The sequence below is a fragment of the Bradyrhizobium sp. 41S5 genome (genome assembly GCF_011516665.3).
Classification (GTDB): Bacteria; Pseudomonadota; Alphaproteobacteria; order Rhizobiales; family Xanthobacteraceae; genus Bradyrhizobium; species Bradyrhizobium quebecense.
In genome coordinates this window covers 7177237-7202901 of sequence record NZ_CP083721.1, presented here as the reverse complement: position 1 = coordinate 7202901, position 25665 = coordinate 7177237, and the positions used below count along the sequence as shown (strand labels likewise).

Genomic DNA, 25665 nt, shown 5'->3' with positions numbered 1-25665 from the left:
GTGATGAGTGAAGGTTATGCGGGGGTCCTGCCCGCTAACGCCTACAACTGGGTCGCGGTATGGCGTCGAAATTGCCTGGCATGGAGGAAAGTTGCGCTTGCGTCGGTTCTCGGCAACCTCGCAGATCCTATAACCCATCTTTTTGGCCTTGGCTTCGGCCTCGGTCTCATCGTCGGGCCCGTTGAGGGAACTTCCTACATCGCATTTTTGGCTGCGGGCATGGTTGCGACCAGCGCCATGACTGCCGCAACGTTTGAAACCATGTATGCAACCTTTGCTCGCATGGATGCCAATCGTACCTGGGAAGCAATCCTGTCCACACAGCTTACGCTTGGCGATATCGTTTTAGGCGAATTGGTTTGGGCGGCCAGCAAATCCGTTCTTGCCGGGACGGCAATCGGGCTTGTCGCTGCCACGCTTGGCTATGCGTCTTGGCTTTCCATTTTCTATGCGATGCCGACCGTCGCGCTTACTGGGCTTGTATTCGCCAGCCTGGCAATGGTCGTCATATCTCTTGCGCCAAGTTACGACTACTTCGTGTTTTACCAGACGCTTGTCCTTACCCCTATGGTGTTTCTGTGTGGCGCGGTGTTTCCGATGAGCCAACTGCCTGGCTCATTTCAGCACTTCGCCGACTTGTTGCCGCTAGCGCATTCGGTCGACCTCATTCGCCCGGCGATGCTAGAGCGCGAGGCTGGCGGCGCTTTGTTTCATGTAGGTGCGCTTTGCATATACGCGGTGTTGCCCTTCTTCGTATCGACCGCACTGTTGCGGCGCCGGCTGCTGCGTTGAGGGAAAGAACTAAGATAACCGGGAGAATCCAGCTGATGCAGTCGCACCGTGCTCTCTGATGAGTCGGACAAGGCCCGACCTGCGATGGCAGCAGTTGCAATGCCTGTAAGAGGACGCGATCAAGCCAGGTCCACATCAGCCTGTTCAGTTGATCGATGCGGGGCTCCGGCACTTCAACGGGCTGAGCGCCGTGTCTGGGCGGCGCTGGGAGAACCTTGGGTTGTGCTACGGCCCCGCGCGGCCGACGGAGCGCGATAATACGAAGCAGCTGGAACGGCCATTGGTCGTCCCGTCATGATCAAATGGAGAACGAGATGTTGTGTCTGGGAATATGTGGCGGTCTGGACAGAATTCATGAAAGCTCGCCCGAGCTGCCGAATACCTTCTTGCACGATGGCGCTGCGGTTCTTGTACAGGATGGCCGCGTGATCGCTGCCGTCGAAGAGGAGCGCCTCAATCGAGTTAAGCACTCCAACAAGTTCCCAAGCAACGCGATGCGATACTGTCTTTCGGCTGCGGGAGTCGAGCTTCACCAGATCGATCGCATTGCGTTCTACGCGACTGAGGCGTACTGCAACACTATGCTCGAGCGCCTAGCTGTTTCTCAGCCGCTTCCGCTGGACGCCAAACTGTTGCTGCGACAGCTACTGGCACGGGAGTTCGGTACCGAGGTCGATGCGTCGCGGGTTTCATTCGTAAATCACCATGAAGCGCATGCGGTCAGCGCGTTTGCCATGTCTGGATTCGAGCAAAGCCTCATTTTTTCGGTTGACGGCGGTGGCGATTTTCTCTCGGGCCTATTGGCGGTAGGGTCGGGCACCGGAATGACACAACTTGCACGCTTCCCAGAAAGCAACTCTCTGGGATTGTTCTATCTCGAAACGATCCGTTACCTCGGCTACGGGTTGTTCGACGAGTACAAGGTGATGGGGCTTGCTCCCTACGGGGACCCCACTCCTTATCGCGAGCTGTTCGGACAGCTCTACGAGTTATTGGACAATGGAGACTATCGCGTCCACCTTGACCGCATCGGTCCGGCGCTGCTCCGAAACATCCAGGTCCGACGAAAGGGAATGCCGTTTACCCAGCAGCATCGGGATGTCAGCGCATCGCTGCAGGAAGCTCTGGAGCGGATCGTGTTTCACGTCCTGCTACACTATCGCGAAACGACAGGCATCACGCGTTTGTGCCTAGCTGGAGGGGTAGCCCATAACTGCACCGTCAACGGTAAGCTACTCTATTCCGGCCTTTTCGAAGACATCTTCGTCCAACCCGCGGCCCACGACGCCGGATGCGCGCTTGGCGCCGCATTGATGATGTCGAGCGAGCTGGGCAGGCCAACGCCGCGCGAGCGGCTGTCAGACGTATATTGGGGGCCCGGCCTCGGAAACGAGCAAGCCGTGGAACAGGAGCTCAATGCATGGTCCGGTCATCTCGACATTCAACGATGTGACGACATAGCAGCAAGTGCGGCCGACTGGATGGCAGATGGCGCCGTGATCGGCTGGGTTCAGGGCCGCTCTGAGTTCGGGCCGCGTGCGCTCGGCAACCGGAGCATTCTTGCGGACCCGCGGCCGCCGGAAAACAAGGACCGGATCAACGCAATGGTCAAAAAACGCGAGGGCTATCGTCCGTTTGCGCCATCTGTGCTGGAGGAGAATGCGAACGAGTTCTTCGAGCTCCCTGACGGCAAGCAGGACTTTCCCTTCATGAATTTCGTGGTCCGGGTGCGCGAAGCCCAGCGTAAGGTGCTCGGCGCAATCACGCACGTCGATGGTACCGCTCGGCTGCAAACAGTATCGCGCAAGACAAACCCCGCCTATTGGGATGTTATCAATGCGTTTAAAAAGCGTACTGGCATCCCAGTGCTTCTGAATACGTCATTCAACAACAATGCCGAGCCGATCGTGGATTCGGTTGCAGACGCTATCACGACATTTTTGACGACCGACCTAGACGGACTTGTTGCGGGGCCGTTCCTCGTCAAGAAGCGAGCGGCAAGGCTGCAGGATTGGGGTGCGCTAAGCGTTTCATTGCCGCCTTATGCGTCCCTTCATCGCGTTCGCTCCTACACCGCGGCAGATCGCCAGGAAACGGTCTGCGAGATCCGTACGGGACCTTCGGGCCGCGACAGCATACGCATTTCACATGAGTTATTCGAGCTGCTGATGCGGATCGAGGGCGAGGCGCCGCTTGGCTGGCTTCTAGACACGACCATGGCCGATCACGACAAGCGTGAAGATATCGTGAAGGAACTGCGGCTCGCGTGGGAGCAGCGCTGTGTTCGGCTGCGTCCACCGCGTGCGGCCTGCGACTGCAATAAAAGGAAAAGTGAAGCGCAGGCTGAGCTCACGAATGACCCTGGCAATGCATGCGTGGCGGGACCGGGATAGGGCGAAACGGTATCGGACCGAAATCGGGTACGTCGGCGCAGCGTCTCTGAATGGAAGTGCAATCGGAAAGCATTCAGAGAACATCTTCCATCAGAGGCACGCCGCCATGAAATTCTACCGACGCAGCTCGCCGGCATCACGAGTGCCTCCGATGACAACGGATGCGATCACACGAGATGCATCTATAATGACGTCTTATGTCCACCCAGGAGCCCGGAACGAGGCAATGCGTATGGTTAGCGGTTTAAAGAGCGGTCGGTTCGTTGTTTCCAGGCGAAGGACCGGGTTCGGCGACTGCCTGTGGTCGCTGGCGGCAGCTTGGCGCTTTGCACAGCGGACCGATCGGACGCTGGCAATCGATTGGCGCGGATCCTGTTATCTCGATCAGCCATTCACCAATGCCTTCCCAGTCTTTTTCGAACCAGTTCACGATATTGCTGGGGTACCGATCATCTGCGACGACCAGATCAACCACCGCTCATTCCCGGGGCCGTTCTTCCCGGGATGGTGGAACAAGCCATCCATCGACTGCGTCTATCGGCCGGATCAGCAAATTTTCCGCGAGCGCGACGAGCTCGATCAACTGTTCCAAAATGAGGAAGATAGTGACGCTAACACGGTTGTGTGTGACGCCTGTCTGATGTGGCGCTGCGATCAGGAGGCCGAACGAGAGATCTTTCGCAACATTAAACCGCGATCTGAAATTCTGGCACGGATTGAGGCCATTTACCGCAAGCAGTTTGAGCCGTACAGCATCATCGGCGTTCATGTTCGACACGGCAACGGCGAGGATATTATGGGGCATGCTCCCTATTGGGCCGATCCGGAGCGCGCCCTGCGGCAGGTCTGTCGTGCCATCGAAAGGGCCAGGGGGTTGCCGTACGCCAAGCCTGCGAGGGTGTTCCTGTGTACGGACAGTGCGCTCGTTCTTGAGAAGGTTTCGGCCTTATTTCCTGATGTTTTCACGATTCCAAAACGTTTCCAGGCCCTTCAGGCTGGGCCTCTGCACAGCGCCGCGCTCGGAGCCGAGGGCGGGTTTTCAGCCCTTATCGAGATGTATCTCCTTGCGCGCTGCGACACTGTAATTCGCTTTCCCCCGACGAGCGCCTTCACGCGCTATGCGCGTCTCTTTGTGCCACGTGTGATAGAGTTCGACCTGAACGATCCGGGCCGATTGATCTTAACCGATGAAACCTCGCAAGAGCTCGTGGGTTTGTGAAAATCATAGCCCGTCTCATCGACCAGATGGCCGCGTTTTGCATCCGGCAGTACTGGCACTATTTCTCCAGACGGCAATTCATAGCCCAACCTGAGGATCCGACGCGACTTTTCATTGAAGAGGAGAAGAAAAGCGCTGGCTCGCCACCATCCGGTGAAGCGCAACTTGGATGAGAGAGCGCTTGTAGTGCTGCCACCGTGCCTACAGGTGGAACACGCCGGTGTCTTCGTCTCGCACCCGTAGAGTGGAAGCTGTCGCTGCTGCCCGATCGCAGGTCAAGCTGTCTGTCGAGCGGCGCGTTCGCCGCGGCGGTCGTCCTCTCGCTCGAGCGCGCTGGCGCACTCAGAGTCGATTATGTGGAACGTCTCGCTAGGCGTTCAGTCCCCGGCTCGCGGTCCCGACATCAATTGACGCGCTGCTGCTGTACAGGATGGTGATCAAATCAGCGCTAGAGCATTTCATTGCTTAACTGAATCGGAGGGGATTCCGGTTTTTGGCGGTTTATGATTCAAGATGCTGACTGGATTGGAGGCCAGCATCGCATGACCCGACCTCTTTCCCTGGATCTTCGCGAGCGTGTGGTGGCGTCGGTTTTAGCGGACGAGAGCTGCCGATCTGTGGCGGAACGGTTTGGTGTTGCGGTCTCGTCGGTTGTGAAGTGGTCACAGCGGCAGCGGGCGACCGGCTCGGTTGCACCTGGCAAGATGGGCGGTCACCGCAAGCCCGTGCTTGATCCGCATCGTGCCTTCATTGTCGAGCGGATCACTCAGACGCCGCACCTGACGCTGCATGGTCTGAAGGCGGAACTGGCAGCTCGGGGGGGCAAGGTCTCACACAACGCGGTCTGGCTGTTCCTGCGCCGGGAAGGACTGCGGTTCAAAAAAACACTGTTCGCCCTCGAACAAGCGCGCGCCGACGTCTCTCGTAGGCGCCAGCGTTGGCAATCCTGGCAGGCCGGACTTGATCCGGGCCGGCTGGTGTTTATCGATGAGAGTGTGCTGCAGACAGCGGAAGGAGTTCAACATGAACTAAAACCGATTGTGAAGCTGCGGGAAAGATGGGGGCTGGCCCTCCGAGATCGGCTTTCAGGAGCGGGTCTCAAACCAGTCCGAGCTGCTGCGGTAAATAGCCGTGGTGGCGAGTGTCGGATCAAAAGTTCGGATCAAACCGAGCAGGTGAGTGTCCGAAAGACGAATGAAAGTGAACCCTTCGAGGACGCGTCGTTATGAATCCAAGCGTCGTCAAAACCAGGATCGTTTCGTCATCCTGGACAAGTCCGCCAGATGCCTGATGACCGGGCGGACGGCGACCGGCGTAGAGGGGGCGTGAGTCGGACACAGGCTTTCGCGCGGAACTGCAGGAACCAGGCTCTTGATGCCAAGGGAGAAGCGCAAGCGGAGCCAACCGTGAGGCGAGAGTACCGATGCAAGAGACTGGGGCGGACCGACCCGTAGGAGCGTTGAGGGCCCTGTAATGGGGCCGGAGCAAAGGGATCGGGTCAGGTAGTCGTACTCTTGAACCAGCTGGAAACAGGATGACTTCGAACGGTGCGATAAATAAGCCGTTCTCGATCGAGAAGCGGCGAGTGTACGAAGCGTACAAGGCGGTCAAATCCAATCGCGGTGCGGCCGGAGTGGACGGACAGACCTTGGAGATGTTCGAGACAGATCTGGCAGGGAATCTCTACAAGATCTGGAATCGGATGTCGTCAGGGACCTACTTTCCACCTCCAGTGCGCGCCGTCTCCATTCCAAAGAAGACGGGCGGCGAAAGGATTTTAGGTGTGCCCACTATCAGCGATCGGATCGCGCAGATGGTGGTCAAACAGATGATTGAGCCGGAACTGGAATCCATCTTCCTGCAGGACTCTTACGGATACAGGCCGGGAAAATCGGCTCTGGACGCCGTGGGCGTCACGCGTCAGCGGTGCTGGAAGTATGATTGGGGTCCTGGAGTTCGACATCAAAGGATTGTTTGACAATCTTCCGCATGATCTTCTGCTGACGGCGGTCCGGAGACACGTGCAATGCAAATGGGCGCTGCTCTAATCGAAAGATGGCTGACGGCGTCGATGGAAAAGGACGGGAAGCTTGTTGAGCGGAGCCGCGGAACCCCGCAAGGGGGCGTGATCAGCCCAATACTGGCCAATCTGTTCCTGCATTATACGTTCGATCTATGGATGGCGCGGACACATCCCGACCTCCCTTGGTGTCGGTATGCCGACGACGGACTGGTGCACTGCCGGACCGAGCAAGAAGCAGAGGCCATTAGGGCGGAGCTTCAAGCGAGGTTGGAGGTGTGCGGACTTCAGATGCACCCGACAAAGACGCAGATCGTCTATTGCATGGACAACAGGCGTCGGCGAACGTATCAGAGGGTCAAGTTTGACTTTCTCGGATATCAGTTCAGGCCGCGGCAGGTGGCAACGTCACAGCGGAAGGAATTCTTTTGTGGATACACCCCGGCGGTCAGTCCGACAGCTTTGAAGGCCATGCGAGCAACGATCCGAAGCGTGCACATTCCCCGGCAAACGCCGGGGACGCTGGCTGAGATTGCCCAACAGATCAATCCACTCCTCCGGGGGTGGATAGGTTATTATGGTCGGTTCAGCCGTTCAGCGCTGTTCTCTCTGGTCGACTACGTCAATCAGAAGCTGAAGGCGTGGATCATGCGAAAGTACAAGCGCTTCCGGCTCCACAAAACCGGTGCTTCGCTGTTCTTGCGAAGGCTGGCTCGGAATAACGCGGAGCTGTTCGTGCACTGGCAGTTCTTCGGAACGACCACGTTCACCTGACGGGAGCGGTGTGAACCGAGAGGTTCACGCACCGTTCTGCGAGAGGCCGGGGGTGAAAATCCCCCGGCCTACTCACCCTTGGATCAAGACCAACATGGCCCCTTTGCGGGGCTGGCGCCGCAAGGGCGCACGCCTGCGCGGCTTCGCCCCGCACGGTCACTGGCGTACCCTCACATTCCTCGACGCGCTCCGCCATGACCAACTCACGGCACCCTGCGTCTTCGGCGGCCCCGTCAACGGCGAATGCTTCTGCGCTTATGTGAAGCACCTTCTCCTGCCAACCCTGCGCGAAGGCGACATCGTCATTCTCGACAACCTCGGAAGCCACAAGTCGAAAGCTGTCGGGCAGATGATCCAGGCTGCTGGCGCCAGGCCCTGGTACCTGCCGCGATACTCGCCCGACCTCAACCCGATCGAACAGGCCTTCTCCAAGATCAAACACTGGATGCGGCAGGCTCAGAGGCGCACCGTCGAAGACACTTGGCGCCAAATCGGTCACCTCGTTCAGGACATCCAGCCTCGCGAATGCGCAAACTACTTCGCAAACGCCGGTTATGCTTCAGTCAAAATGTGAAACGCTCTAGCACTTCAGGACTGTCGCATAGTCGCGAAGGAGTGCCAATCGCGTGTGGATGGAGCCACGACGTTCAAAACTGAACGACGGGTTCGATGGTAGACAATCTGCTCTAGGTGGTTTGGACTCTAGGGATTTCCTTTTAGGCGCAAATCAGATTCTAGGCTGCTTTTGGGGAGGCAGTCTTGGGTGTGATGGACCGCTTGGTATTGAGCGACGCGGCTTGGGAGCGAATGGCGCCGCTGATTATAGGTCGCCCCGACCAGAAGGGCTCCACTTGGCGCGACAATCGGATGTTCGTGGAAGGTGTACTTTGGATTGTTCGCACGGGCTCTCCCTGGCGTGATCTCCCGGAGGCGTTCGGGGATTGGAACAGCGTGTTCCGGCGCTTCAGTCGATGGAGCATCAAGGGCTGATCGTCGATTCAACCATCGTCCGGGCGCATCAGCACGCCGCCGGGGCCAAAAAAGGGGGTCTGAAGATCAGGCGATCGGCCGCTCGCGCGGGGGGCTGAGCACCAAGATACATATGGCCGTTCGTGGCTTGGGATGTCCCGTACGGTTCGCGCTGACCGCAGGCCAGAAGGGCGATGCACCGCAAGCTGCCGCATTGATCGAGGGACTACCTGCCGAGGTCGTCATGGCCGACACGGCCTATGACGCCGATCATTTGCGCCAAGCCATCGCCGCCAAGGGCGCGCTCGCCGTCATCCCCAACAACCCGTCACGCGCACTCAAATACCCGCTGGACAAGCACCTCTTCGAATGCTGCTTCTCAAAGCTCAAGCAGTTCCGCCGCGTCGCAACCCGCTTCGAAAAGACCGCCCGAAATTACCTAGCCGTCGTCACTCTCGCAGCCATCGTTCTTTGGATGCGGTAAGTGTCCACACGACCTAACCCGTCTTATTCGTCAGAGGGCGCCTGAGAGGCTGGCGAGCGTGGTGTAAAGCGCTGAAGCGGCGTAGGATTCGGTTGCAAAGCCAACCCCATCACCTTCAGCCGCGAACAGCACGGCCGCCATGACCGATGATACGATCCTGCCCTTCTCGTTTCCAGCCGTTCACGCCAAGAAAGTCACAGCTGCCTTCGATGGCGGTCGGCTGACCTCGAACGGGGGCGTGATGCTTCTGGCGATGGCCGAGCGGCGCCTCGGCTTGGCCGACAATTTGGCCCGCGTGTTCCCGGATCGGCGCGATCCGACGCGGGTCGTGCACAGCCTTGTCGATATGTTCCGCGCGCGCATGTTCGCGATCTGCTGCGGCTACGAGGACGCCGACGACCTCGATCATCTGCGGTCCGATCCCGCATTCAAGCTGGCCTGCGGACGGCTGCCGGACACGGGTCGCGATCTGTGTTCCCAACCGACGCTGTCGCGGCTGGAGAATGCTCCGCGCCTTCGACGCATGGATGGATAGCTACCCGCGCGAGCCGGCATCCGTCACGCTCGACATCGATGATACCTGCGATGTCGTCCACGGCCATCAGCAGCTCTCGCTGTTCAACGCTCATTATGACGAACGCTGCTTCCTGCCGATCCACGTCTACGACACGGAGAAGAGCCGGCCCGTGGCGGTCGTGCTGCGGCCCGGCAAGACGCCGGGCGGCGTCGAGGTGCGTGCCCATCTGCGCCGCCTGATACGGCATATCCGGACGCGGTGGCACAACACGCGAATTACGTTCCGTGGCGACGGGCGCTATGCCCGGCCGGAGGCAATGGCGTGGTGCGAGACCAACGGCATCGACTACATCTTCGGTCTGTCCGGCACCAAGCCGCTCGCCAGAAAAGTCGACGAGGCCGCCGACGGCATTCGCACGCGACGCGCCATCGAGAACCTGCCGGTTCTGCGTGGCTATACCGAGACGCGCCACAAGGCAAAGTCCTGGGATCGCGAACGACGTACCGTCGCCCGTATTGAGGCGACGATGCTCGGCCTCGACATCCGTTTCGTCGTCACCAGCCTCGATGTCGGCTCGGCCGAGTGGATCTACGACAGCCTGTATTGCGCGCGCGGCCAAGCCGAGAATCTGATCAAGCTGCATAAGACGCAGCTCGCCTCCGATCGCACCAGCTGCCGTTCGGCGCTCGCCAATCAAGTCCGCCTCGTTCTCGACACCGCCGCTTATTGGCTGATGCTGACCGTGCGCGACGCGATTCCCAAAGCCCGGGAATTGGCCACAGCCGAGTTCGCGACGCTGCGTCTTCGTCTCTTGAAACTCGCTGCCCGTGTCGTCGAGACCACGAGCCGCGTTTGCCGCGGCATGTCCCGAAGCCGACCTGATCCGCGGCTTGCCAGGCGCGCTGCTGCCGCTCGGTCCTTGACCGGCGAGGCGTCCGCCCCCGTTCGCCCAACCTACACCTCAAGCGCGTTGCAAAGTACCGGTCGTCAGGCGATGAAAAGCCGAAGGCAATCCCGCGCGCCTCGTCAGAGCAGATGTGCGGCCACATCAATCGGACCAAAAAAACGCACTCTCACGAATAGGACGGGCTAGACTGTCGTCAGATACCTCGCCGCAAGTCGATCACCTGCGCCATCGGAGATTAAGCGCGTGATCAAGCGCGTGCCATGAATTCTGCAGGTCGAGGCGGACTGAAGGGACGCATTGCAACGTACGCAGGTCGGAAAGTCGACAAAGGCGACACAATTATAGTGCAAACGGCCGCCTATTAGCTGGCACGAAGAATGCAGGCACTCGGTAGCCCAGGCTTCTCCTCCTGGGTAGGTTCAGCATTGCAAGTTGAGGCTGTGGCTAGCCACCGAAGTTAGCGGCGCGTGACACAAAGGGGACTACGCCTGCTCGCGCGGGACACCAGCGGGCGCCCCCGTCACGTCGCCGCTAACTTCATGCGATCGCACATAGCGCGTTGAAGTTACCCGCCTCGGAATTGATGTGTGTGGATGAAAGCCAGACGAGCCGACAACTATGAAGCGTAAAACGGTTGGAAGACATGTGCTTTGGTTCTGGCTCATTCGATCGCTGATCTGCCACGCCGAGCTGGCCACGACGAGCAACAGTGTTCGCGCCAACGACAACGCCCTTGTCGAACGGGTCAGGTCAACATGGCGAGCGCAGGACGGCGAGACCATAGAACAAATTACCTCCAAAGTCTCGAAGGTGGCGCAGTTCGTCACTCAAACGTGGGGGGTCGCTGAAGGAGTTGACCGAACTGAATACGTGTATCTGTCGTGGACAAGGCACCACGAGCGTGCATCAGACGAAGTGTACGTTATCACCTGGAAGGTCGCATCTGACGGAGGCATTGAAGTGGCGTCGACATATGCAAAGCCCATTGAACTGGGCTGGCACGCCTTTGCGCTCTCGCTGATCGCGGGTGAAATCGCAGATGGCGAAAGGACCGCTAATCTTCACTTTCTGCATGATCCGGCCAACTTCAACTTCGTGACGACGGCGCAAGGCAAGCTGGGCAATCTTCTGCGGCGCGGCCGCTGCAGCATCATAGAACCCGTTGTAGTGGATTACGTGCCGAAGCCGAATGAGAATGCGACCGATAAGGGTGACATGTGGCGTGTCCTGCTTTTGGTGAACTGTAACATTCCAGGGCCGCGCTATTTTACCCGCAACGGGGTCATCACCTTCGAGAAGCGGGCGCGACGAGATTGGGAGCCGCAATCCTTCTTTGCCAAGCGCATCGCGGCATTCCCTCCGGGCTCTTGGTTCGATCGCATAGAGCCAGATGAACATGACGCATTGGAGAAGGCGCGAAAGGCCTCGGCAAATGGCCCCACAAATCATGATCCCAGCATAACTCCTTGATACTGAGCGTCACGGAGCAGCCATGCGGTCTGCACTTAGCACATTCTGTTACTCACGCGGACGTAGATGGCCTCCTGCCGGTAGAGCGGTTGGCCATCGGCATATTTGGCGACGGCGATCTGGGCTAAAAGCGCTTCGGTCGGAATGCCTCCTTCAATGATATGGACCGGGGCCGGGAGCTATCGCCAAATTTTGGTGACGGCGCGGCCGGTCAGGCGGCGGCGGTTATGGGCTGACGGTCAGTCGGTTTGGCGATGAGCTCGATCCCGTCGTTGAATGTCACACCGAGAACGAGTTTTGGCAACTGGTTGTGGCCATCGAGACGACGCCGGCTTTTCTGCGCGGCCTCAAGCAGTTTGAAGACCATCGCGAGCGCCGTTCTGTTGGACAGGCAGCCCTTCGATCGGATCGTGCGGTGGCGCACGGTAGCGAAGGTGCTTTCAATGGGATTGGTGGTCCGCAGGTGTTTCCAGTGTTCGGCCGGGAAGTCGTAGAACGCCAGTAGCGTGTCCCGATCCTTGCTCAGGCAGTCGGCCGCCTTCTCGTATTTGGGCGTATAGCTCTCGATGAAGGCGTCGAACGCCAGCTCGGCGGCGGCCTTGGTTTCGGCCATCCAGCTCTCCTGCAACGCGCGTTTGGCTTTAGGCTGCTGGCTCTTCGGCAACTTGGCGATCACGTTGGCGGTCTTGTGTACCCAGCAGCGCTGCTCGTGCGTTTTCGGCCAGACCTCGCCGGCGGCCTTCCAGAACCCGAGCGCGCCGTCGGCGATGGTGAGCCGCGGCGGCACGCCGAGCCCGCGCCGCTTCAGGTCGAGCAGCAGATCGCGCCAGTCCTGCGCGCTCTCGCGGGCGCCATCGGTGAAGCCGACCAGTTCCTTGCGGCCTTCCGGCGTCGCGCCGATCAGCACCAGGATGCACTGCTTTTCGTCTTCGAGGCGTGCTTGGAGATGGATGCCATCGGCCCAGATGTAGACGTAGCGCTTCGCCGACAGATCGCGCCTCTGCCACGCGGTGTGTTCGTCAAGCCAACCGTCCTTCAGACGGCCGATGGCGGATGCCGACAACCCGGCAGCATCCTTGCCGAGCAGCGCCGCCAGAGCCTCGGAGAAGTCGCCGGTGGAGATACCCTTCAGGTAAAGGATCGGCAGCAGCGTCTCGATCGATTTCGAGCGGCGCATGTAGGGCGGCAGGATCGACGGAGAGAACCGGATGCGGTCGGGATCGGTAGCCTCCGCCTCGCGATCGCGTACACGCGGCTGGCGGACGCCGACCGGACCGATACCGGTCATCACCTCGCGTTCCGGCAGGTGACCGTGGCGCACGAGCGCTGGTGGCCGTCCGCAGTCCTCAAATCGGCATGCTTGCCGAGAAAGTCCGCGACCTCGGCCTCGACCGCCTGGGCCAACAGAGCACGCGCCCCATTGCGCAAGATTTCGGTGAGTTGATCGTCGACGTTTCCTGGCTGAATCAACTTGATGATGTTATCTTTGGACACGGCATATCGCTCCTTCGGTGGAGAAGTGGAGGCGTCAAGCACCCCCACGATATGCCGCCTTCCCGATTCCCGCCGTCACCAACTTTCAGCGATAGCTCGGGCCGGGCCTGGATCACGCCGTCCTCCTTCTTGAAGGCACGTAGCGATCACACGGAACTTCACCGGCACCACATCCAGACGCTCTGACACGTTCTCGCCGATCAGCACCTTCTGCTTGACGGCATGCTCAGCCAGCTCTTCCGGCTCAATGACCGTTTCGATCCGTTCCAGATAGGGCGCAAAGCCCTGGCGCCGACGCGGTACGCTTGTCATCCGCTTGCTCACGGCCCTCGTTGACCTGGGCCTTGATCGCACCGATGCCGGTCTCGATTTCCTCGAAGACAAAGGTCTGCTGTTCATCGTCACCGTTCGCAGAGCCGAGCTTTTCCGGTTCGTCGGCCGAACCGGGCGCGGTCGAGGGACCTTCAGGATCTGCGTCAGCCGCTCGATACGCGCATCGGCATAGGCGTTGCGCGCCCTGATCGTAAACGGGGCTGCGAGGCCCATCAGATTGTTTGTGCGTAGACCTGTGAGCGCCGTTAGAAGAGTCATCTTCTGCAAGGGTGCTCACAATGGACGACCATTCGGACGACATAAGACGACCGTTGTTACCGCGCATGGAAGTGTACGCCGGCGGCGGCCGGAAACAGTGGCCAGATGATTTGAAGGCGCAGATTGTCGCGGACAGTCTCGAGCCGGGCGCGATCGTAACAGATGTCGCACGTCGCCATGGCTGCCGGCCCCAGCAGGTGCATGACTGACGGCGCCGGGCGCGTTCAGGTCAATCTGGTGCTGCCAGTGGCGGGTGCACTGTCGTTTGTGCCGTTGGTGTCGGAATCGTCGCCATCGGCGGCTGCAGCTCCCTCCGGGTCGCCGGAAGCAGCCGTTGTGACGGTTGAGCTCCATGGGGTACGAGTTGAGGTGCGGGGGACGCCTGGCCTTGCCGTGTTGAGTGATGTGTTTGTTGCGTTGCGCCGGACACGTTCATGCTGACGGCTCCCGCTGGCCTCATGATTTACGTTGCGACCCGACCTGTAGACTTCAGGAAGGGCGCGGATGGCCTGGCGCTGTTGGCGAAGGAGACGCTGGGCCACGATCCGATGAAGGGTGTGGTGGTCTTCCGTGCGAAGCGCGCTGATCGGGTGAAGATTGTCGTCTGGGATGGCAGCGGCCTTGTGATGTACCGGAAACGGCTCGATGGCGGCCGCTTCATGTCCTCCCATCGTGGCCGGCGTCATGCGGGTGAATGCCACGCAGCTGTCCGCGCTTCTGGCCGGCATTGAGTGGACACGCATGCATGCGCCTCGAATCCCGCAGCCGAAAGCGCTTTGCGTAGGACATAAAATCTTCGCTGCATCGTGGCGCGAAGCATGGCAGACTCGGGCCAATGAGTGATTTACCTGATGTGCTGCCGAGCGATCCAGGCGACTTGCGTGTCTTTGCCGCGGCTCTGCTGGATCGCTGCGCCAGGCTCGAGCGGTTGCTCAAGCTTGCAAAAGATGCGCAGTTCGGTCGATCGTCGGAAAAGCTGGACGCTGATCAGCTACAGCTTGTTTGGAGGACATCGAAGAGGCCGTCGCGGCTCTCGAAGCAGCCGAGAATCACGCCAATCCAAGAACCTGCGAGAAGAGAACTTCCAAGCGCGGGGCCAATCGTGGCAAGCTGCCGGAGCATTTGCCACGCATCGTCGAGACCCTGATGCCCGCTGCAACCTGCTGCCCGTGCTGCGCAGGCGACCTTTTTGAGATCGGTCACGATGAGAGCCAGATGCTGGACGTCGTACCGGCGCAGTATCGCGTCATCGTCACCCGCAGCCCCAAACTGGCCTGCCGCGTCTGTCACGGCGTCGTCCTCCAGCATGCTGCTCCCGAGCGATTGATCAGGGGAGGACTGCCGACCGAGCGGCTGGTCGCGCATGTGATCGACGCCAAGTATCATTGGCATTTGCCGCTCTACCGCCAGGCGCAGATGCTGACGACGCACGGTATCGCCATCGACCGTTCTGCGCTCGCCTTCTGGGTCGGCTATGCCGCCCAGGAATTGAAGCCCTTGTGGCATCGTCTGCGCCAGCTTCTGCTCGGCTCTTCGAAGCTCTGTGTCGACGAGACCCCCGCACCGGTGTTGGATCCGGGGCGCGGCAGGACCAAAACCGGCTACTTCTGGGCGCTGTCACGCGATGACAGGCTCCGGGCCGGACCTGACCCACCTGGCGTGGTTTACGCCTATGCACCGGGCCGTGGGGCCGTTCATGGCTTGCAGCTGCCTGAGGGCTTTCGCGGCATCATCCACTGCGACGGCTATCAGGCTTACAAGACTATGACCCGAGAGACGCGTGCGGACGCCTTGTCCGGGACGCTTGCCTTCCGCTGGTCGCATGTGAGGCGCCAGTTTGTGAAGATCGAGCGCGAGGCCGCTCCGGCGCCAGCTCCGGTTGCCCGCGAGGCTCTTGAGTGCATCGCCCAACTTTACGCAGTCGAAAAAGCGCTCCGCGGCCGATCAGATGTCGAGCGCCGTGCTGGCAGGCAGGCGCATGCCTGACCTCTGGCGACAGCCTTGAAGCAGTGGTTTGAGGCCAAGCTTGATCACCTTGCACAGAAGAGCGACACGGCGAAGGCCCTGCGTTACGCGCTGCGTCATTGGGACGGCTTGACGCTCCATCTTTATGACGGGTGCATCGAGATGGACACGAATGCTGTCGAGCGTGCGATGCGGCCGATCAAGCTCAACGCCAAGAACTCCCTTTTTGCCGGTTGCGACGAGGGCGCCGAGAATTGGGCAGTTCTCGCTTCGTTTATCGAGACCTGTAAGCTCAATGGCGTCAGTGCCGAGCACTGGCTCGCTGACGTTCTCGCGAAGCTCGTCAATGGCTGGCCAGCGGCGCGACTGGACGAGCTGCTTCCCTGGGCGTCGACATATACGATGCATGCACACGATCCGAGGCTGGCGGCATGAGCCTGAACACGACCGCGGTCCGGATCAAGGTAACTCTCAAGGATGTGAAGCCGGAGGTGATGCGTCGCCTTGTCGTACCCGTTACCCTGCGCCTTGATCGGTTGCATCTGACGCTTCAGGAGGCATTCGGCTGGACGAACAGTCACCTCTTCGAGTTCTTCGCTGGTGAGGCACATTGGGGGATTCCCGACCCCGACAATGATTACGGCCACCAGCCCATTGATGCCCGTAAAGCGCGGCTTTGCGATATCGTTCGAGAGACCGGCGCCAAGACGATCCACTATCTCCATGACTTCGGCGACAGCTGGGATCACGTGATCAAGCTCGAAAAGTGGTTCGACAACACCGACGGAGGGCATGCCCTTCCTGCTCGAGGCCGCCGGTCGTTGTCCTCCGGAAGACGTCGGCGGTGCGCCAGGCTATGCCGAATACCTCGATGCCATCGGTGACTCCACCCATCCGGAGCACGAACATATGCGCCGCTGGGGCCCCGGAGCGGTTCAATCCCAACGAGATCGACCGGAAGGCCCTCGAGGCCGCCGTCAACGCATTGTCCGGAATTTGGAAGCCACGTCGGCAAAAGCTACGATCAAAATAGGGCGTCAAGAGCCAATCAAAAGGGCCGAAGAGCTAGGGTTACGATCCAATGCCTGGCCGGCAAAGTACGTATCAGCCGCGCTCGCGTTGTCTCCGCAACCCTGACCAACTCCGACGGCGCGAGCACTACCACCGTGCCATGGGCGAATTCAGAAATGTAAAGCTTGACAACAAACCGCCATTAAAGGGCCGAATGACAGGCAGAGCTTCTGTGTGGGCGGCTCGCTGCCACTCAAAGTCAGCTTGGCCTCACCCGCAGCTTTCTTGGCCGCGGTGGTAAGCCCAGAAATCAAGTCATCTGCAGGAACCTCTTCGAGCACGCGTATGCGCCGGTCCGTGTCGTTAAGGTTGGTGAGATTCCAATCCGAGGTTGGTACGACCGTCATCGTTAGGCTGCCACGCCGGAAAAAGGCACTCGATGTCCGAACACTACCATTCGAGGCGCCCGCGAGATTGTTGAGGCGGCTCGTGGCAAGTTTCAGATACTCTGGCTGTCCTCTCGCGAAGTCGGCCTTCGTCAGTTCATCGGCCGCTTACGGACGCGCCCATCCTTCCATGATGCGCCTGCGCGTCTGCCCGTCCCATGAGACCCGTCCCATCGGACACCAGGCAAAGCTTCTGCCTGTGGCGCCGCTGGTTGCTTGCTGCAGGTCCTCTGCTGGTTCCGATCGAGATATACGCCAGGGAGCAGAGCAGCTCGCAATCTTCGAAAAGAGTGGTGTAACCATTCGGCGAAAACAGATAGTCGCCGGTCCAGGATTGGAAGACATCGTGCAGATGATCGCTGAGGGGCGTCTTGCGCTTTTCAAGCCCCGGCAAGAATTGCCAGGCGTTGTTTTCGCCACCCGCACATGACGTGAGAAATAAGTGACTCACCACGGTTGTAGTGAAATGGACCCGCGGAGCGGGGCCGCTTGAGCCGGTTTGTTAGTTGGAAACTGACCGCTCCTGATTACTTCCTATCACGCTGCCAGAGACACTGTCTGCTGCTGTTGCTGTGGGCATGTGGTCAACGCGTCAGCGTTGTCCACCATTCCACAGCCTTCGCGGCCTGCAACCGTTTGCGCCAGACCGCCATCGGCGTGCGATAGCCGAGCGCCTGATGAAGGCGACGATCGTTGTAGAAGGCGATCCAGCTCGCGATCCCTGCCTTGGCCTCGCGGCCGTCGGCATAGCCCTTGAGATAGATGTCCTTATGCTTGAGCGACCGCCACAGCCGCTCGATGAAGACGTTGTCCATCCAACGACCGCGGCTATCCATGGAGATCTTGATCCCTGCGCCCGCCAACGCGCCGGTGAAGGCCGCGCTGGTGAACTGGCTGCCTTGGTCGGTATTGAAAATCTCCGGCCTGCCGTACTTCGCCTGCGCCCCTTCCGGAGCCGCCACGCAGAACGAGACGTCGATCGTGTTCGATAATCGCCACGCCAGAACCGCACGGCTCGCCCAGTCGATGATGGCGACGAGATAAAGAAAAGCCACGGCCGATGGGCAGATACGTGATGTCGGCGGCCCACACCTGGTTCGGTCGGTCGATCGTCATGTTGCGCAACAGATAAGGATAGATCTTGTGGCCCGGCGCCGGCTTCGTCGTGTTCGGCTTCGGTCCCAGCGCCGCGATGCCCATCTTGCGCATCAACCGCTGCACGCGCTTGCGATTGACCTGAAGCCCCTCAGCCTTCAGCATTGCGGTCATTCGCCGCGAGCCCAGGAACGGCCAGGCGATGAACAGCTCGTCGATCCGCCGCATCAGGGCAAGGTCGTTGTCGTTGGCCGGCCGGTAGACCCCGGAGCGCGCGATGCCAAGCAACAGGCATTGCCGACGGGATCGACAGCGCCTTGTCGGCGCGATCGAGCATTCCTCGACGGTCCGGCGTGCTCATCTTCCGGACCTCCGCGCTAAAAAATCGCGCTCGACCGTCAGTTGTCCAATCTTGGCGTGCAGCTTCTCGATCTCGCGTTCGCGCGTTTCCTCGCTCTCGCGCCCGACACCCGCATCAAAGGCCCGCGCCGCATGGTCCAGCAGTTGCTTCTTCCAGGCATAGATCTGGTTCGGGTGAACCTCATAGCGCTGGGCCAGATCGGCCACCGTCGCCTGCTCCCGCACGGCTTCCAGCGCAATCTTTGCCTTCAGTGCCGCGTCGATCTTGCGTCTCGTCTTCGTCGTCATCATGCCCTCCGTCTATCAAACGGAGCGGCCCTTTTCCAACTAACCTCTGGTCCCAAAATCGGGGTCCATTTCAGTAGTGTTGTCGCGCTCGGTCACGATGGTAACGCTGAGGAATTTGAGAAGATCAGTATATCGCCGGGCAGCAAGCAATGCGAGGCCATACGCGTAAAGGAGGAGAACGGCCGGGTAGGTGCGCAGATCAAGGTGCCCAACCAGCCGATACTTTCCCTGACGCCGAATTCGATCCGCAAGTCGAGCACTTAGCGAAACTCTGATCCGGTGCCCCAACGCCGGAGAACACCCACAATGCGCGCGACCGACTCCGTTGCACTCTCTGCTCGCGCCACCTTCTGCATGATCAGGTCATTGGAGAAAGGCGCCGATCAGTGCGAAATCCGGGCCGTTTAGCGTCCTTTCCAGCTTTCGCGCTTCTTCACTAATAAGATCACCCAGCTGAATGCGGAATTCAGGCTTTGCCAAAAAGCGCTTGTCGCTGGCCACCATCAACCAACGCTCTGTGGGTTTTGCCTTTTGATGTCAGCCTGGCTGCTCACCAAGCGTTCCAAGCTTTCGTGTCCGCGCTATCAATGCGAATGTTCCTGCCGGCCCGCTGTCTAATCAGGTCCGTGGCGATCTTGGAAGGTTCACCTCGCGCCGCCCAGTACACTGGATATCCCCGCGTCGGGGCCCGCGTGAGTGCCGCTCTCAACGCGGGGTCCCAATCGGCGGACCAGCCGCTCACGATCAGCCGTGCTCATCGATGATGCGGTCGAGAACCTTGTTCAGATGCGTCACGTCACCCCCCGACAGCGTGACGACACGCACACCGCCGAAAGCCATATGCTTGAACAGTCCAGCGATATCATCCTGATCGCGGCTCAGGCGATCCATCGCCTCTGCGAGCACGGCGACGAATTTGCCGCGCGTCGCATCGCCGATCAGTTCCTGATGCCGCGACGCAACAGCGACGCACCGGAGATTGCGCGATCGGTATAGCTGTCGACGACTGTCCAGCCTTGTTTCTCGGCGTGCAGAGCCGCAACTGATCCTCGATTGAAGCGTCTCGCTGATTGTCTGATGAGTAGCGGGCGCAGGCGCGACCTTCAGGAGGCGACTCCTTACATCGCAAGGCAGTCTCGTATCCCCCTATCTGTTTCGGCTCGAACGAAGTCCCGTGCGGCCTGTCGCGCCAGCAGTCGGACCAGATTGACGAGGCGCGGATTTGAAAATCCATGGCTTGCCTCGGGTACCGACGTGGTGGCGAGGCAGGGTCGAGCGTCGTCGCAGCAATAATTTTGTTGTGATCGCTCCTCTTGGAAGACGGGCGTCTCGTCATCGGCACACGTCCGATCGACGACGAGCTGGACGAGCGCACCGTCATTCAATGCGTCAATCGTGGCAAGCGAAGACGGAGAAGGGATCTGGCCGCGGCGGGGAACGCGGTGATCGGCAAACCTGACGCCTTCAAGTTCGTATGCCGCGGCAGTGTCTCGGCCCAACGTCGCGACCAGGTTCGATCGGCCGCCGTGAAACGGGGCGTCCCTACCGTGGTGATCTGGTCCGGCGCGGGTTCGAGGAGCATCTCCGGCTTCGGGCCGAATTTCTGCTGCGGCGCCTCGTCGACAGAGTTCCGTTCCCCGACAGTGAAGTCGACCTGCGCAATTTCGTCGATACGTTTCAGGACGTTGATGAGGGGCAGGCCGTTGCAATGTTCGCCCGGGCATTCGATGGCCCAGCGCTTCGGACGCCATTTCAGCAGGAGAGCAATCTCCACGCGTTCCAACGGGCCATCGACGACACTATCAGAGTGCTCAGCACAGGCATATCTCGCAACGCGAGAAGGTGTCGAAATCCACCGACTTCCCTCGTTACGCCACATCCGCGATGCGAGCATCCGCAGCGCTCTGGAGCTGACGGCCGTGAATTGGATCAGCTTCGCCGCCGATTGCGCTGCTGTCCTCCGGAGAAATCAGGCCCTGCGGCTGCGGCAATCCCACTTGCCCCACCTTCTTGCTTTCCGACGACCGTTCCTTCCTTCAATGTCGTCCTGGAATGACGCCGCCCAGCGCAAAGATAGCACGTCGTTTGGCGACCAGATAACAACCTCGCGGAGGCGATCGCGGAACAGATTGCCGAGCAGCGCCAGGCCGTCACGAAACAGGGAATACCGATGGTCGCCCGCTTCGCAGCTCACTGTGAGGCCCTCACTGACGGACAGCCGAACCCGATCGGTTAAAGGTCGGTAGTTGAAGCGTTGGCGGTATTGCCCGCTCACCGCCGCGAATGATTCCGGTGAGCGCACTCAGGAATTCGGCGCCAGCCTCACCGCTACTATCCTGGCAAACAGCGTTGCGGAGGAATTGTCCGTCCCCACGATAGCGCTGCTCAAGGCCACCTACCGGATATGCGCGGGAGGATCTAACACAGCGCTACGCCGCACCGTATCAGACATTGTCAGAACTTCGCCAAAGGAACGATTCTAAGCTGGACAACAGCTGCCCGTCAGCTTGGCTGGGTATCCTCGCAGCAGGGCCTAAGCATCCCGAATCGATCCGTGGAAACTAGCGCAGCACAGAAAGGTGAATCGTCATGTACGATCGAATCAGTAGCTCATCGACACGCACTAGCCAAGCTGACGAACTGAGTCAGTCGGTGGATAGCGGCAGCTTTACGGAAACACTAGCACATCTCTCGCCTCAGTGGAACTCACAACCGGGGGAGTTGCCCGACAAGAGGGGGGCCTGCTGCAGCAAGCCACATACCTCGGATGAAAACGACGTTCGAACTTCCAGTGCCTCCGACCCCAGTACATCCGCTCCAGAGAGTCCGGCCACCTCCTTGTTTGATTACAGAACGGCCGATCTGCGTGATGCGAATGTGGACGGCATCTGCGTTGGGCTGACTGCGGAGTGGTTCCGCAATCTTAACAACAGCCCACCAACCCGAATGCGTGCGCTCACACCTGGGTCGCAAACGCACGCCTCAGCGGCTGAACGGCAGCAGCAATATCAAAATCTCAAGGATCAGTTGCGAAGCAGGGGAGCAGACTCTTCTCACGCCGACCTTCGGGCACAGAATGCCATTTTGGAGGAAGCTGGCTTGGAACCGGCTGGAGAGGAGAAGAGATTCGCATTCGGCAAGTCTTCGAACGTCGAGCGCATGGTGAACGAAATCAACAAAGACCGATCGAACCATTTGCTCAGCTTGTATTTCGCCGAAGGCGGCGCACACACAGTGGCGACGTCGGCCTCCAATGGAACGACCACGCTTTTCGACCCTAACTTTGGAGAATTTACTGTTCGATCAGATCCGAACCAGATGGCTTCATTGTTACAAAGCCTCGCCGATCGTTACAGGAATCCCAACGGGCAACATTTGTCGACAATCACGACGCAAAGGATGCAGTGAGTTGGGCCTGCAGGCCGGTGGTGATTGACGCCTTCTGTGAAGGCGCGGATGCGTCGGCCAGCGCTTGCGTCGGCCGCGGCGTCGGGAGCCAGCTCTGCGGCAGATGGAGGAATTTCCTTCCAAGAGCTTGGCAGCGGTGAATGAGGCCGCAATGGCAATGATCGTCGCGTATAAGAGCGCCACGACGAGAACAGTCACCCAGTTGGATTGTGAACCTTGAGCAACGTGTCGCTCCGGCGAACTCTGACTTGACGATGTCGCAGCAGAAGGCCAATGCATTGATTTCATCGGGGCGCTGGAGCATTAAGGCGTGATCGAAAGGCAGATTTATCTGTGCTCTTCCATAGCAAGCCTCAGACCTTGGGATGCGCTGCGCTTTTCCGCCTGAGATAAACGAGACCCGTCCCCGCGCCGAGACCAAGAGATCGTCCCCGCGCCTGCACTCCTGCGGCAAGCCAACCGAAGTGCCTCTCACCTCTTGCGGGACCGTGACAATGTCATGAAGGCCGTCCAAGAACGCCGGTTTTAGAGAATCGATTGTCGTCGAACGGACAACGAAGGCGAAGCCCGGCGCATCGTTCCGCGTTTCCTCGAGCCGCCCTTGCTGATTGGTGCCGAGCGGGCGCAAGTAATTCGTTCTGCCGCGCTCTATGAAACGGAGAAAATTCGTATGATAAACAATCTGGCAGGGCGTCGATATCTTAAAGTAGACTCGCACCTGCATGTACCGCCGTCCGTCTCGAATTTCGCCGTCAAGAGAGACTGTCACAGCGCGGTTCCCCTTATTGCGCGTATAGGGACCAATTGTCTTGCACCGAGGGGGCTGGGCGAGCGCTAGAATCCTTTGCTTGGCTCCTCCTGACGCCGGCGGCATCGACGCGGTCGTCGATTGGAAGAGCGACGTGGCTCCGGATGCCTCGAGCACCCGCCACTACGGGCAGCAGATCGCCGGCTATAGAAGCAGAGCAACGCCAATCCACCGGTCAGGTCGGCGAACTCGCTTAGCAAGCAACGCTGCTGATGGTGAGGCGCTTCGAAGCGACGACAGAGCTTAGTCGCGGCTGAGACTTAATCTCGAAGCCAGCCTTAGCGCGGCGAAGCGCTCAAGCACCGCCGGATGAAGGACTGCCTAGCTCTGCACTTGACGTAACCCTTCGGTCCACTTGACTTGCCCCCGCAAGTGACCCGGGTTCGCGCTCGTCGTGCTACGGACCAAGCGGATCCGGATTCAGCTTCAGGACTCTATCGTCTACCTTGATGCCGGAGCCGTCGGGCGTCTTGCCGTCGGGAAGGTCTCGGCCGCATGCGCCATTCAACCCAGCGAGGGAGAGGCGGGCTTCGTTTTCCGGATAGCTACCGCCGACATCGGAGTGGCTTCCGGCGAACCACACCTGCTGCAGCCAATTCGAATGCTTAAATATCGCGCAAGGGCTGCCCCGCACATTCAGCGCGAGAGCAGGCCTTTGTCGGGCACTTGCCGCGCCGGTTGTCGGCATTGAGACTCAATGCCGACAACCTGACACTACGCGCCGCTACGAAGTGCCTGTTGAGCCTGCGAATTCAGTTCGGCACGCGATTTGCTCTGTTCGCGGCATCATCACCAATTGCAGTGCGATGGTCTTCGGGGCGGACACGGCGCGCGTCGCTGTTCGCGTCTGGTTCGTTCCGACGGTTTGCTGTGGCAATGACTTGGCGTTCGATTGCGGACCGAGAAAATGCAGGAAAGGGGAATGTTGGATGCGATCTAGAGTTCTTCTTTTGGGAGCCACAACAATTGCGCTCGTCGCGAGAAGCGGCAGACCTTGAGCCAGGAGTCAAGCTTGCCGTCGGCGGTGTCGAACTGGGCCGGAGGCTATGTTGGCGGACACGTCGGTGGCGGGTGCGGTCGAGCCTCCTTCACCAATCCCTGCGGTCAGTCGATCTTTGGCGATGCGGACAGGTTCGATGTCACCCGGCGGGACAACCCGCGCCTGTCGGCCCGGGGGGGGGCATTTCTGCCTGGGTGCTGCGCTGGTGCACCTGGAATTGCGATGCGCCTTCCCCGGGTTGTTCGTGCGGCTGGGGGATCTGCCGCTGACCGTCGCCGCGGAGGAGGTCGTCGACGTGCCATCTTACGTCATTCGCTGCCCGCAGCGCCTGCCGGTCACCTTCCGCCCTTCCATCGCTTAGAGAGTGAAGTGCCACCATGTCCGAACACCCCTTGCCGACGCTACCGATGTGGCGCGTCGATCACATCGAGCCCTCGCCCGAGATGTTGGCGCTACGCGCCAACGGTCCGATCCACCGCGTGCGCTTCCCGTCCGGGCACGAAGGCTGGTGGGTGACGGGCTACGACGAAGCCAAGGCGGTGTTGTCCGACACGGCGTTCCGGCCTGCGGGAATGCCGCCGGCGGCATTCACCCCGGATTCGGTGATTCTCGGTTCGCCGGGGTGGCTGGTCTCGCACGAGGGGGCCGAACATGCCCGGTTACGCACGATCGTGGCGCCGGCGTTCAGCGACCACAGGGTGAAGCTGCTCGCGCAGCGGGTAGAGGCGATCGCCGCGCAGTTGTTCGAGACGCTGGCGGCCCAGCCCCAGCCCGCTGACCTGCGGCGCCATCTCTCCTTTCCGCTTCCGGCTATGGTCATCAGCGCGCTGATGGGTGTGCTCTACGAGGATCACGCCTTTTTCGCCGAGCTGTCCGACGAGGTGATGACGCACCAGCATGAAAGCGGCCCGCGCACCGCGTCGCGCCTGGCCTGGGAAGAGCTGCGCGCCTACATTCGCGGCAAGATGCGGGACAAGCGCCAGGATCCGGGCGACAACCTGCTGACGGATCTGCTTGCGGCGGTCGACCTGGGCAAGGCGACCGAGGAAGAGGCGATGGGCCTGGCGGCGGGCATGCTGGTGGCCGGGCACGAGAGCACCGTCGCGCAAATCGAATTCGGCCTGCTGGCCATGCTCCGCCACCCGCAGCAGCGCGAACGCCTGGTCGGCGATCCATCCCTGGTGGACAAGGCGGTGGAGGAAATCCTGCGCATGTACCCGCCGGGCGCGGGGTGGGACGGCATCATGCGCTATCCGAGGACCGACGTGACCATCGCGGGCGTTCATATTCCCGCGGAGAGCAAGGTGTTGGTCGGCCTGCCGGCGACGTCGTTCGATCCGCGCCATTTCGACGAACCGGAAATCTTCGACGTCGGGCGCGACGGAAAGCCGCACATGGCGTTCTCCTTCGGGCCGCACTACTGCATTGGCGTGGCGCTGGCCAGGCTGGAACTCAAGGTGGTGTTCGGTTCGATCTTCCAGCGCTTTCCCGCGCTGCGCCTGGCCGTGGCGCCGGAAGAACTGAAGTTGCGCAAGGAGATCATCACTGGCGGGTTCGAGGAGTTCCCGGTGTTCTGGTGATGCGCGGACGCCGCCGGGGATCGCGATCTTCTCCGCAATTTGCCGGCGCGCCTCGCGCGCCGGTTAGATCAGGT

General features: G+C 60.2%; 17 protein-coding genes and 11 pseudogenes. 20 read left to right on the top strand and 8 right to left on the bottom strand.

Features of this window, described 5'->3' with window-relative positions; translation table 11 throughout:
- Positions 1-3: 3 nt before the first annotated feature.
- The 10 genes and pseudogenes from HAP47_RS34670 to HAP47_RS34625 all read left to right on the top strand — a co-directional run bounded on the left by HAP47_RS34670 (position 4) and on the right by HAP47_RS34625 (position 11545).
- Positions 4-792 carry an ABC transporter permease gene (locus HAP47_RS34670; protein ID WP_166104829.1) on the top strand — a complete coding sequence of 263 codons (789 nt, stop codon included), beginning with the start codon at positions 4-6 and terminating at the stop codon, positions 790-792.
- A 314-nt stretch (positions 793-1106) separates the two neighbouring features.
- Entirely contained in the window at positions 1107-3185 is a 2079-nt protein-coding gene (locus HAP47_RS34665; RefSeq protein WP_173642975.1) for a carbamoyltransferase family protein, read from the top strand.
- A 106-nt stretch (positions 3186-3291) separates the two neighbouring features.
- Positions 3292-4404, top strand: a complete 1113-nt coding sequence (locus HAP47_RS34660; RefSeq protein ID WP_173640804.1) for a nodulation protein NodZ — start codon at positions 3292-3294, stop codon at positions 4402-4404.
- A 542-nt stretch (positions 4405-4946) separates the two neighbouring features.
- Positions 4947-5411, top strand: a pseudogene (locus HAP47_RS34655) (IS630 family transposase); the annotation flags it as partial.
- A gap of 527 nt (positions 5412-5938) precedes the next feature.
- Positions 5939-6751, top strand: a pseudogene (locus HAP47_RS34650) (reverse transcriptase domain-containing protein); the annotation flags it as partial.
- Positions 6749-7198 carry a group II intron maturase-specific domain-containing protein gene (locus HAP47_RS34645; protein ID WP_371821833.1) on the top strand — a complete coding sequence of 150 codons (450 nt, stop codon included), beginning with the start codon at positions 6749-6751 and terminating at the stop codon, positions 7196-7198. The pseudogene HAP47_RS34650 and the gene HAP47_RS34645, both read left to right, overlap by 3 nt.
- Before the next feature lie 79 nt (positions 7199-7277).
- Positions 7278-7772: pseudogene (locus HAP47_RS34640) on the top strand (IS630 family transposase); the annotation flags it as partial.
- A 185-nt stretch (positions 7773-7957) separates the two neighbouring features.
- A pseudogene (locus HAP47_RS34635) lies at positions 7958-8651 on the top strand (IS5 family transposase).
- Between the two features lie 139 nt (positions 8652-8790).
- A pseudogene (locus HAP47_RS34630) lies at positions 8791-10091 on the top strand (IS1380 family transposase).
- Positions 10092-10693: 602 nt separating this feature from the next.
- Positions 10694-11545 carry a nodulate formation efficiency C protein gene (locus HAP47_RS34625; protein WP_173640805.1) on the top strand — a complete coding sequence of 284 codons (852 nt, stop codon included), beginning with the start codon at positions 10694-10696 and terminating at the stop codon, positions 11543-11545.
- A gap of 56 nt (positions 11546-11601) precedes the next feature.
- Here HAP47_RS34625 and HAP47_RS34620 read toward each other — a convergent pair.
- The 3 pseudogenes from HAP47_RS34620 to HAP47_RS34610 form a co-directional block, all read right to left on the bottom strand.
- A pseudogene (locus HAP47_RS34620) lies at positions 11602-11718 on the bottom strand (IS66 family transposase); the annotation flags it as partial.
- A gap of 38 nt (positions 11719-11756) precedes the next feature.
- Positions 11757-13039, bottom strand: a pseudogene (locus HAP47_RS34615) (IS256 family transposase).
- 104 nt (positions 13040-13143) lie between these two features.
- A pseudogene (locus tag HAP47_RS34610) lies at positions 13144-13630 on the bottom strand (IS66 family transposase); the annotation flags it as partial.
- A gap of 20 nt (positions 13631-13650) precedes the next feature.
- Here HAP47_RS34610 and HAP47_RS34605 point away from each other — a divergent pair.
- The 6 genes and pseudogenes from HAP47_RS34605 to HAP47_RS41735 all read left to right on the top strand — a co-directional run bounded on the left by HAP47_RS34605 (position 13651) and on the right by HAP47_RS41735 (position 16732).
- Positions 13651-13839, top strand: a complete 189-nt coding sequence (locus tag HAP47_RS34605) for a transposase (RefSeq protein WP_231168581.1) — start codon at positions 13651-13653, stop codon at positions 13837-13839.
- Between the two features lie 225 nt (positions 13840-14064).
- Positions 14065-14361 (top strand): IS66 family insertion sequence element accessory protein TnpB, encoded by a 297-nt coding sequence (gene tnpB, locus HAP47_RS34600; RefSeq protein WP_173640806.1) that lies wholly within the window; start codon positions 14065-14067, stop codon positions 14359-14361.
- Between the two features lie 104 nt (positions 14362-14465).
- Positions 14466-14777 carry a transposase gene (locus tag HAP47_RS41745; RefSeq protein WP_371821704.1) on the top strand — a complete coding sequence of 104 codons (312 nt, stop codon included), beginning with the start codon at positions 14466-14468 and terminating at the stop codon, positions 14775-14777.
- Positions 14753-15787 (top strand): annotated as a pseudogene (tnpC, locus tag HAP47_RS34595) (IS66 family transposase); the annotation flags it as partial. The gene HAP47_RS41745 and the pseudogene tnpC, both read left to right, overlap by 25 nt.
- Positions 15785-16030 (top strand): transposase domain-containing protein, encoded by a 246-nt coding sequence (locus HAP47_RS41740; protein ID WP_371821832.1) that lies wholly within the window; start codon positions 15785-15787, stop codon positions 16028-16030. The pseudogene tnpC and the gene HAP47_RS41740, both read left to right, overlap by 3 nt.
- Positions 16027-16732 (top strand): annotated as a pseudogene (locus tag HAP47_RS41735) (plasmid pRiA4b ORF-3 family protein). The gene HAP47_RS41740 and the pseudogene HAP47_RS41735 overlap by 4 nt, the downstream one beginning before the upstream one ends.
- Positions 16733-17636: 904 nt before the next feature.
- Here HAP47_RS41735 and HAP47_RS34580 read toward each other — a convergent pair.
- A pseudogene (locus HAP47_RS34580) lies at positions 17637-18795 on the bottom strand (IS3 family transposase).
- A gap of 363 nt (positions 18796-19158) precedes the next feature.
- On the bottom strand, positions 19159-19302 hold the full coding sequence (locus HAP47_RS34575; protein ID WP_231168576.1) for a hypothetical protein: 144 nt from the start codon (positions 19300-19302) through the stop codon (positions 19159-19161).
- A gap of 243 nt (positions 19303-19545) precedes the next feature.
- Between HAP47_RS34575 and HAP47_RS41730 the strand changes: the two genes are divergently transcribed.
- On the top strand, positions 19546-19791 hold the full coding sequence (locus HAP47_RS41730) for a hypothetical protein (protein WP_321576392.1): 246 nt from the start codon (positions 19546-19548) through the stop codon (positions 19789-19791).
- A 385-nt stretch (positions 19792-20176) separates the two neighbouring features.
- On the opposite strand, the gene HAP47_RS34565 is transcribed toward HAP47_RS41730, so the two are convergent.
- The gene (locus HAP47_RS34565) at positions 20177-20578 is read right to left on the bottom strand and encodes a hypothetical protein (protein ID WP_173640807.1); all 402 of its coding nucleotides are present in this window, start codon (positions 20576-20578) and stop codon (positions 20177-20179) included.
- 806 nt (positions 20579-21384) lie between these two features.
- Between HAP47_RS34565 and HAP47_RS34560 the strand changes: the two genes are divergently transcribed.
- Positions 21385-22203, top strand: a complete 819-nt coding sequence (locus HAP47_RS34560; protein WP_166104119.1) for a YopT-type cysteine protease domain-containing protein — start codon at positions 21385-21387, stop codon at positions 22201-22203.
- Here the strand turns inward: HAP47_RS34560 and HAP47_RS41725 are convergent.
- Positions 22181-22927 (bottom strand): hypothetical protein, encoded by a 747-nt coding sequence (locus HAP47_RS41725; protein WP_371821703.1) that lies wholly within the window; start codon positions 22925-22927, stop codon positions 22181-22183. The two genes, HAP47_RS34560 and HAP47_RS41725, sit on opposite strands and share 23 nt — an antisense overlap.
- Positions 22928-23408: 481 nt before the next feature.
- Positions 23409-23699: a phospholipase effector Tle1 domain-containing protein gene (locus HAP47_RS34550; protein WP_231168575.1), complete on the bottom strand. Its 291-nt coding sequence runs from the start codon at positions 23697-23699 to the stop codon at positions 23409-23411.
- A gap of 517 nt (positions 23700-24216) precedes the next feature.
- Here HAP47_RS34550 and HAP47_RS34545 point away from each other — a divergent pair.
- Both HAP47_RS34545 and HAP47_RS34540 read left to right on the top strand, forming a co-directional pair.
- On the top strand, positions 24217-24372 hold the full coding sequence (locus HAP47_RS34545; protein WP_224924231.1) for a cytochrome P450: 156 nt from the start codon (positions 24217-24219) through the stop codon (positions 24370-24372).
- 16 nt (positions 24373-24388) lie between these two features.
- Positions 24389-25591, top strand: a complete 1203-nt coding sequence (locus HAP47_RS34540) for a cytochrome P450 (protein WP_173640808.1) — start codon at positions 24389-24391, stop codon at positions 25589-25591.
- Positions 25592-25665 lie beyond the last annotated feature (74 nt).

What these genes read in the sequence shown, in the direction of transcription:
- HAP47_RS34670 (WP_166104829.1), top strand. Translation starts at nt 4, where the DNA reads ATGAGTGAAGGTTATGCGGGGGTCCTGCCCGCTAACGCCTACAACTGG.
- HAP47_RS34665 (WP_173642975.1), top strand. Translation starts at nt 1,107, where the DNA reads ATGTTGTGTCTGGGAATATGTGGCGGTCTGGACAGAATTCATGAAAGC.
- HAP47_RS34660 (WP_173640804.1), top strand. Translation starts at nt 3,292, where the DNA reads ATGAAATTCTACCGACGCAGCTCGCCGGCATCACGAGTGCCTCCGATG.
- HAP47_RS34645 (WP_371821833.1), top strand. Translation starts at nt 6,749, where the DNA reads ATGGACAACAGGCGTCGGCGAACGTATCAGAGGGTCAAGTTTGACTTT.
- HAP47_RS34625 (WP_173640805.1), top strand. Translation starts at nt 10,694, where the DNA reads ATGAAGCGTAAAACGGTTGGAAGACATGTGCTTTGGTTCTGGCTCATT.
- HAP47_RS34605 (WP_231168581.1), top strand. Translation starts at nt 13,651, where the DNA reads ATGGACGACCATTCGGACGACATAAGACGACCGTTGTTACCGCGCATG.
- tnpB (WP_173640806.1), top strand. Translation starts at nt 14,065, where the DNA reads ATGCTGACGGCTCCCGCTGGCCTCATGATTTACGTTGCGACCCGACCT.
- HAP47_RS41745 (WP_371821704.1), top strand. Translation starts at nt 14,466, where the DNA reads ATGAGTGATTTACCTGATGTGCTGCCGAGCGATCCAGGCGACTTGCGT.
- HAP47_RS41740 (WP_371821832.1), top strand. Translation starts at nt 15,785, where the DNA reads ATGCGGCCGATCAAGCTCAACGCCAAGAACTCCCTTTTTGCCGGTTGC.
- HAP47_RS34560 (WP_166104119.1), top strand. Translation starts at nt 21,385, where the DNA reads ATGTACGATCGAATCAGTAGCTCATCGACACGCACTAGCCAAGCTGAC.
- HAP47_RS41725 (WP_371821703.1), bottom strand. Translation starts at nt 22,927, where the DNA reads ATGCAGGTGCGAGTCTACTTTAAGATATCGACGCCCTGCCAGATTGTT.
- HAP47_RS34550 (WP_231168575.1), bottom strand. Translation starts at nt 23,699, where the DNA reads ATGCCGACAACCGGCGCGGCAAGTGCCCGACAAAGGCCTGCTCTCGCG.
- HAP47_RS34540 (WP_173640808.1), top strand. Translation starts at nt 24,389, where the DNA reads ATGTCCGAACACCCCTTGCCGACGCTACCGATGTGGCGCGTCGATCAC.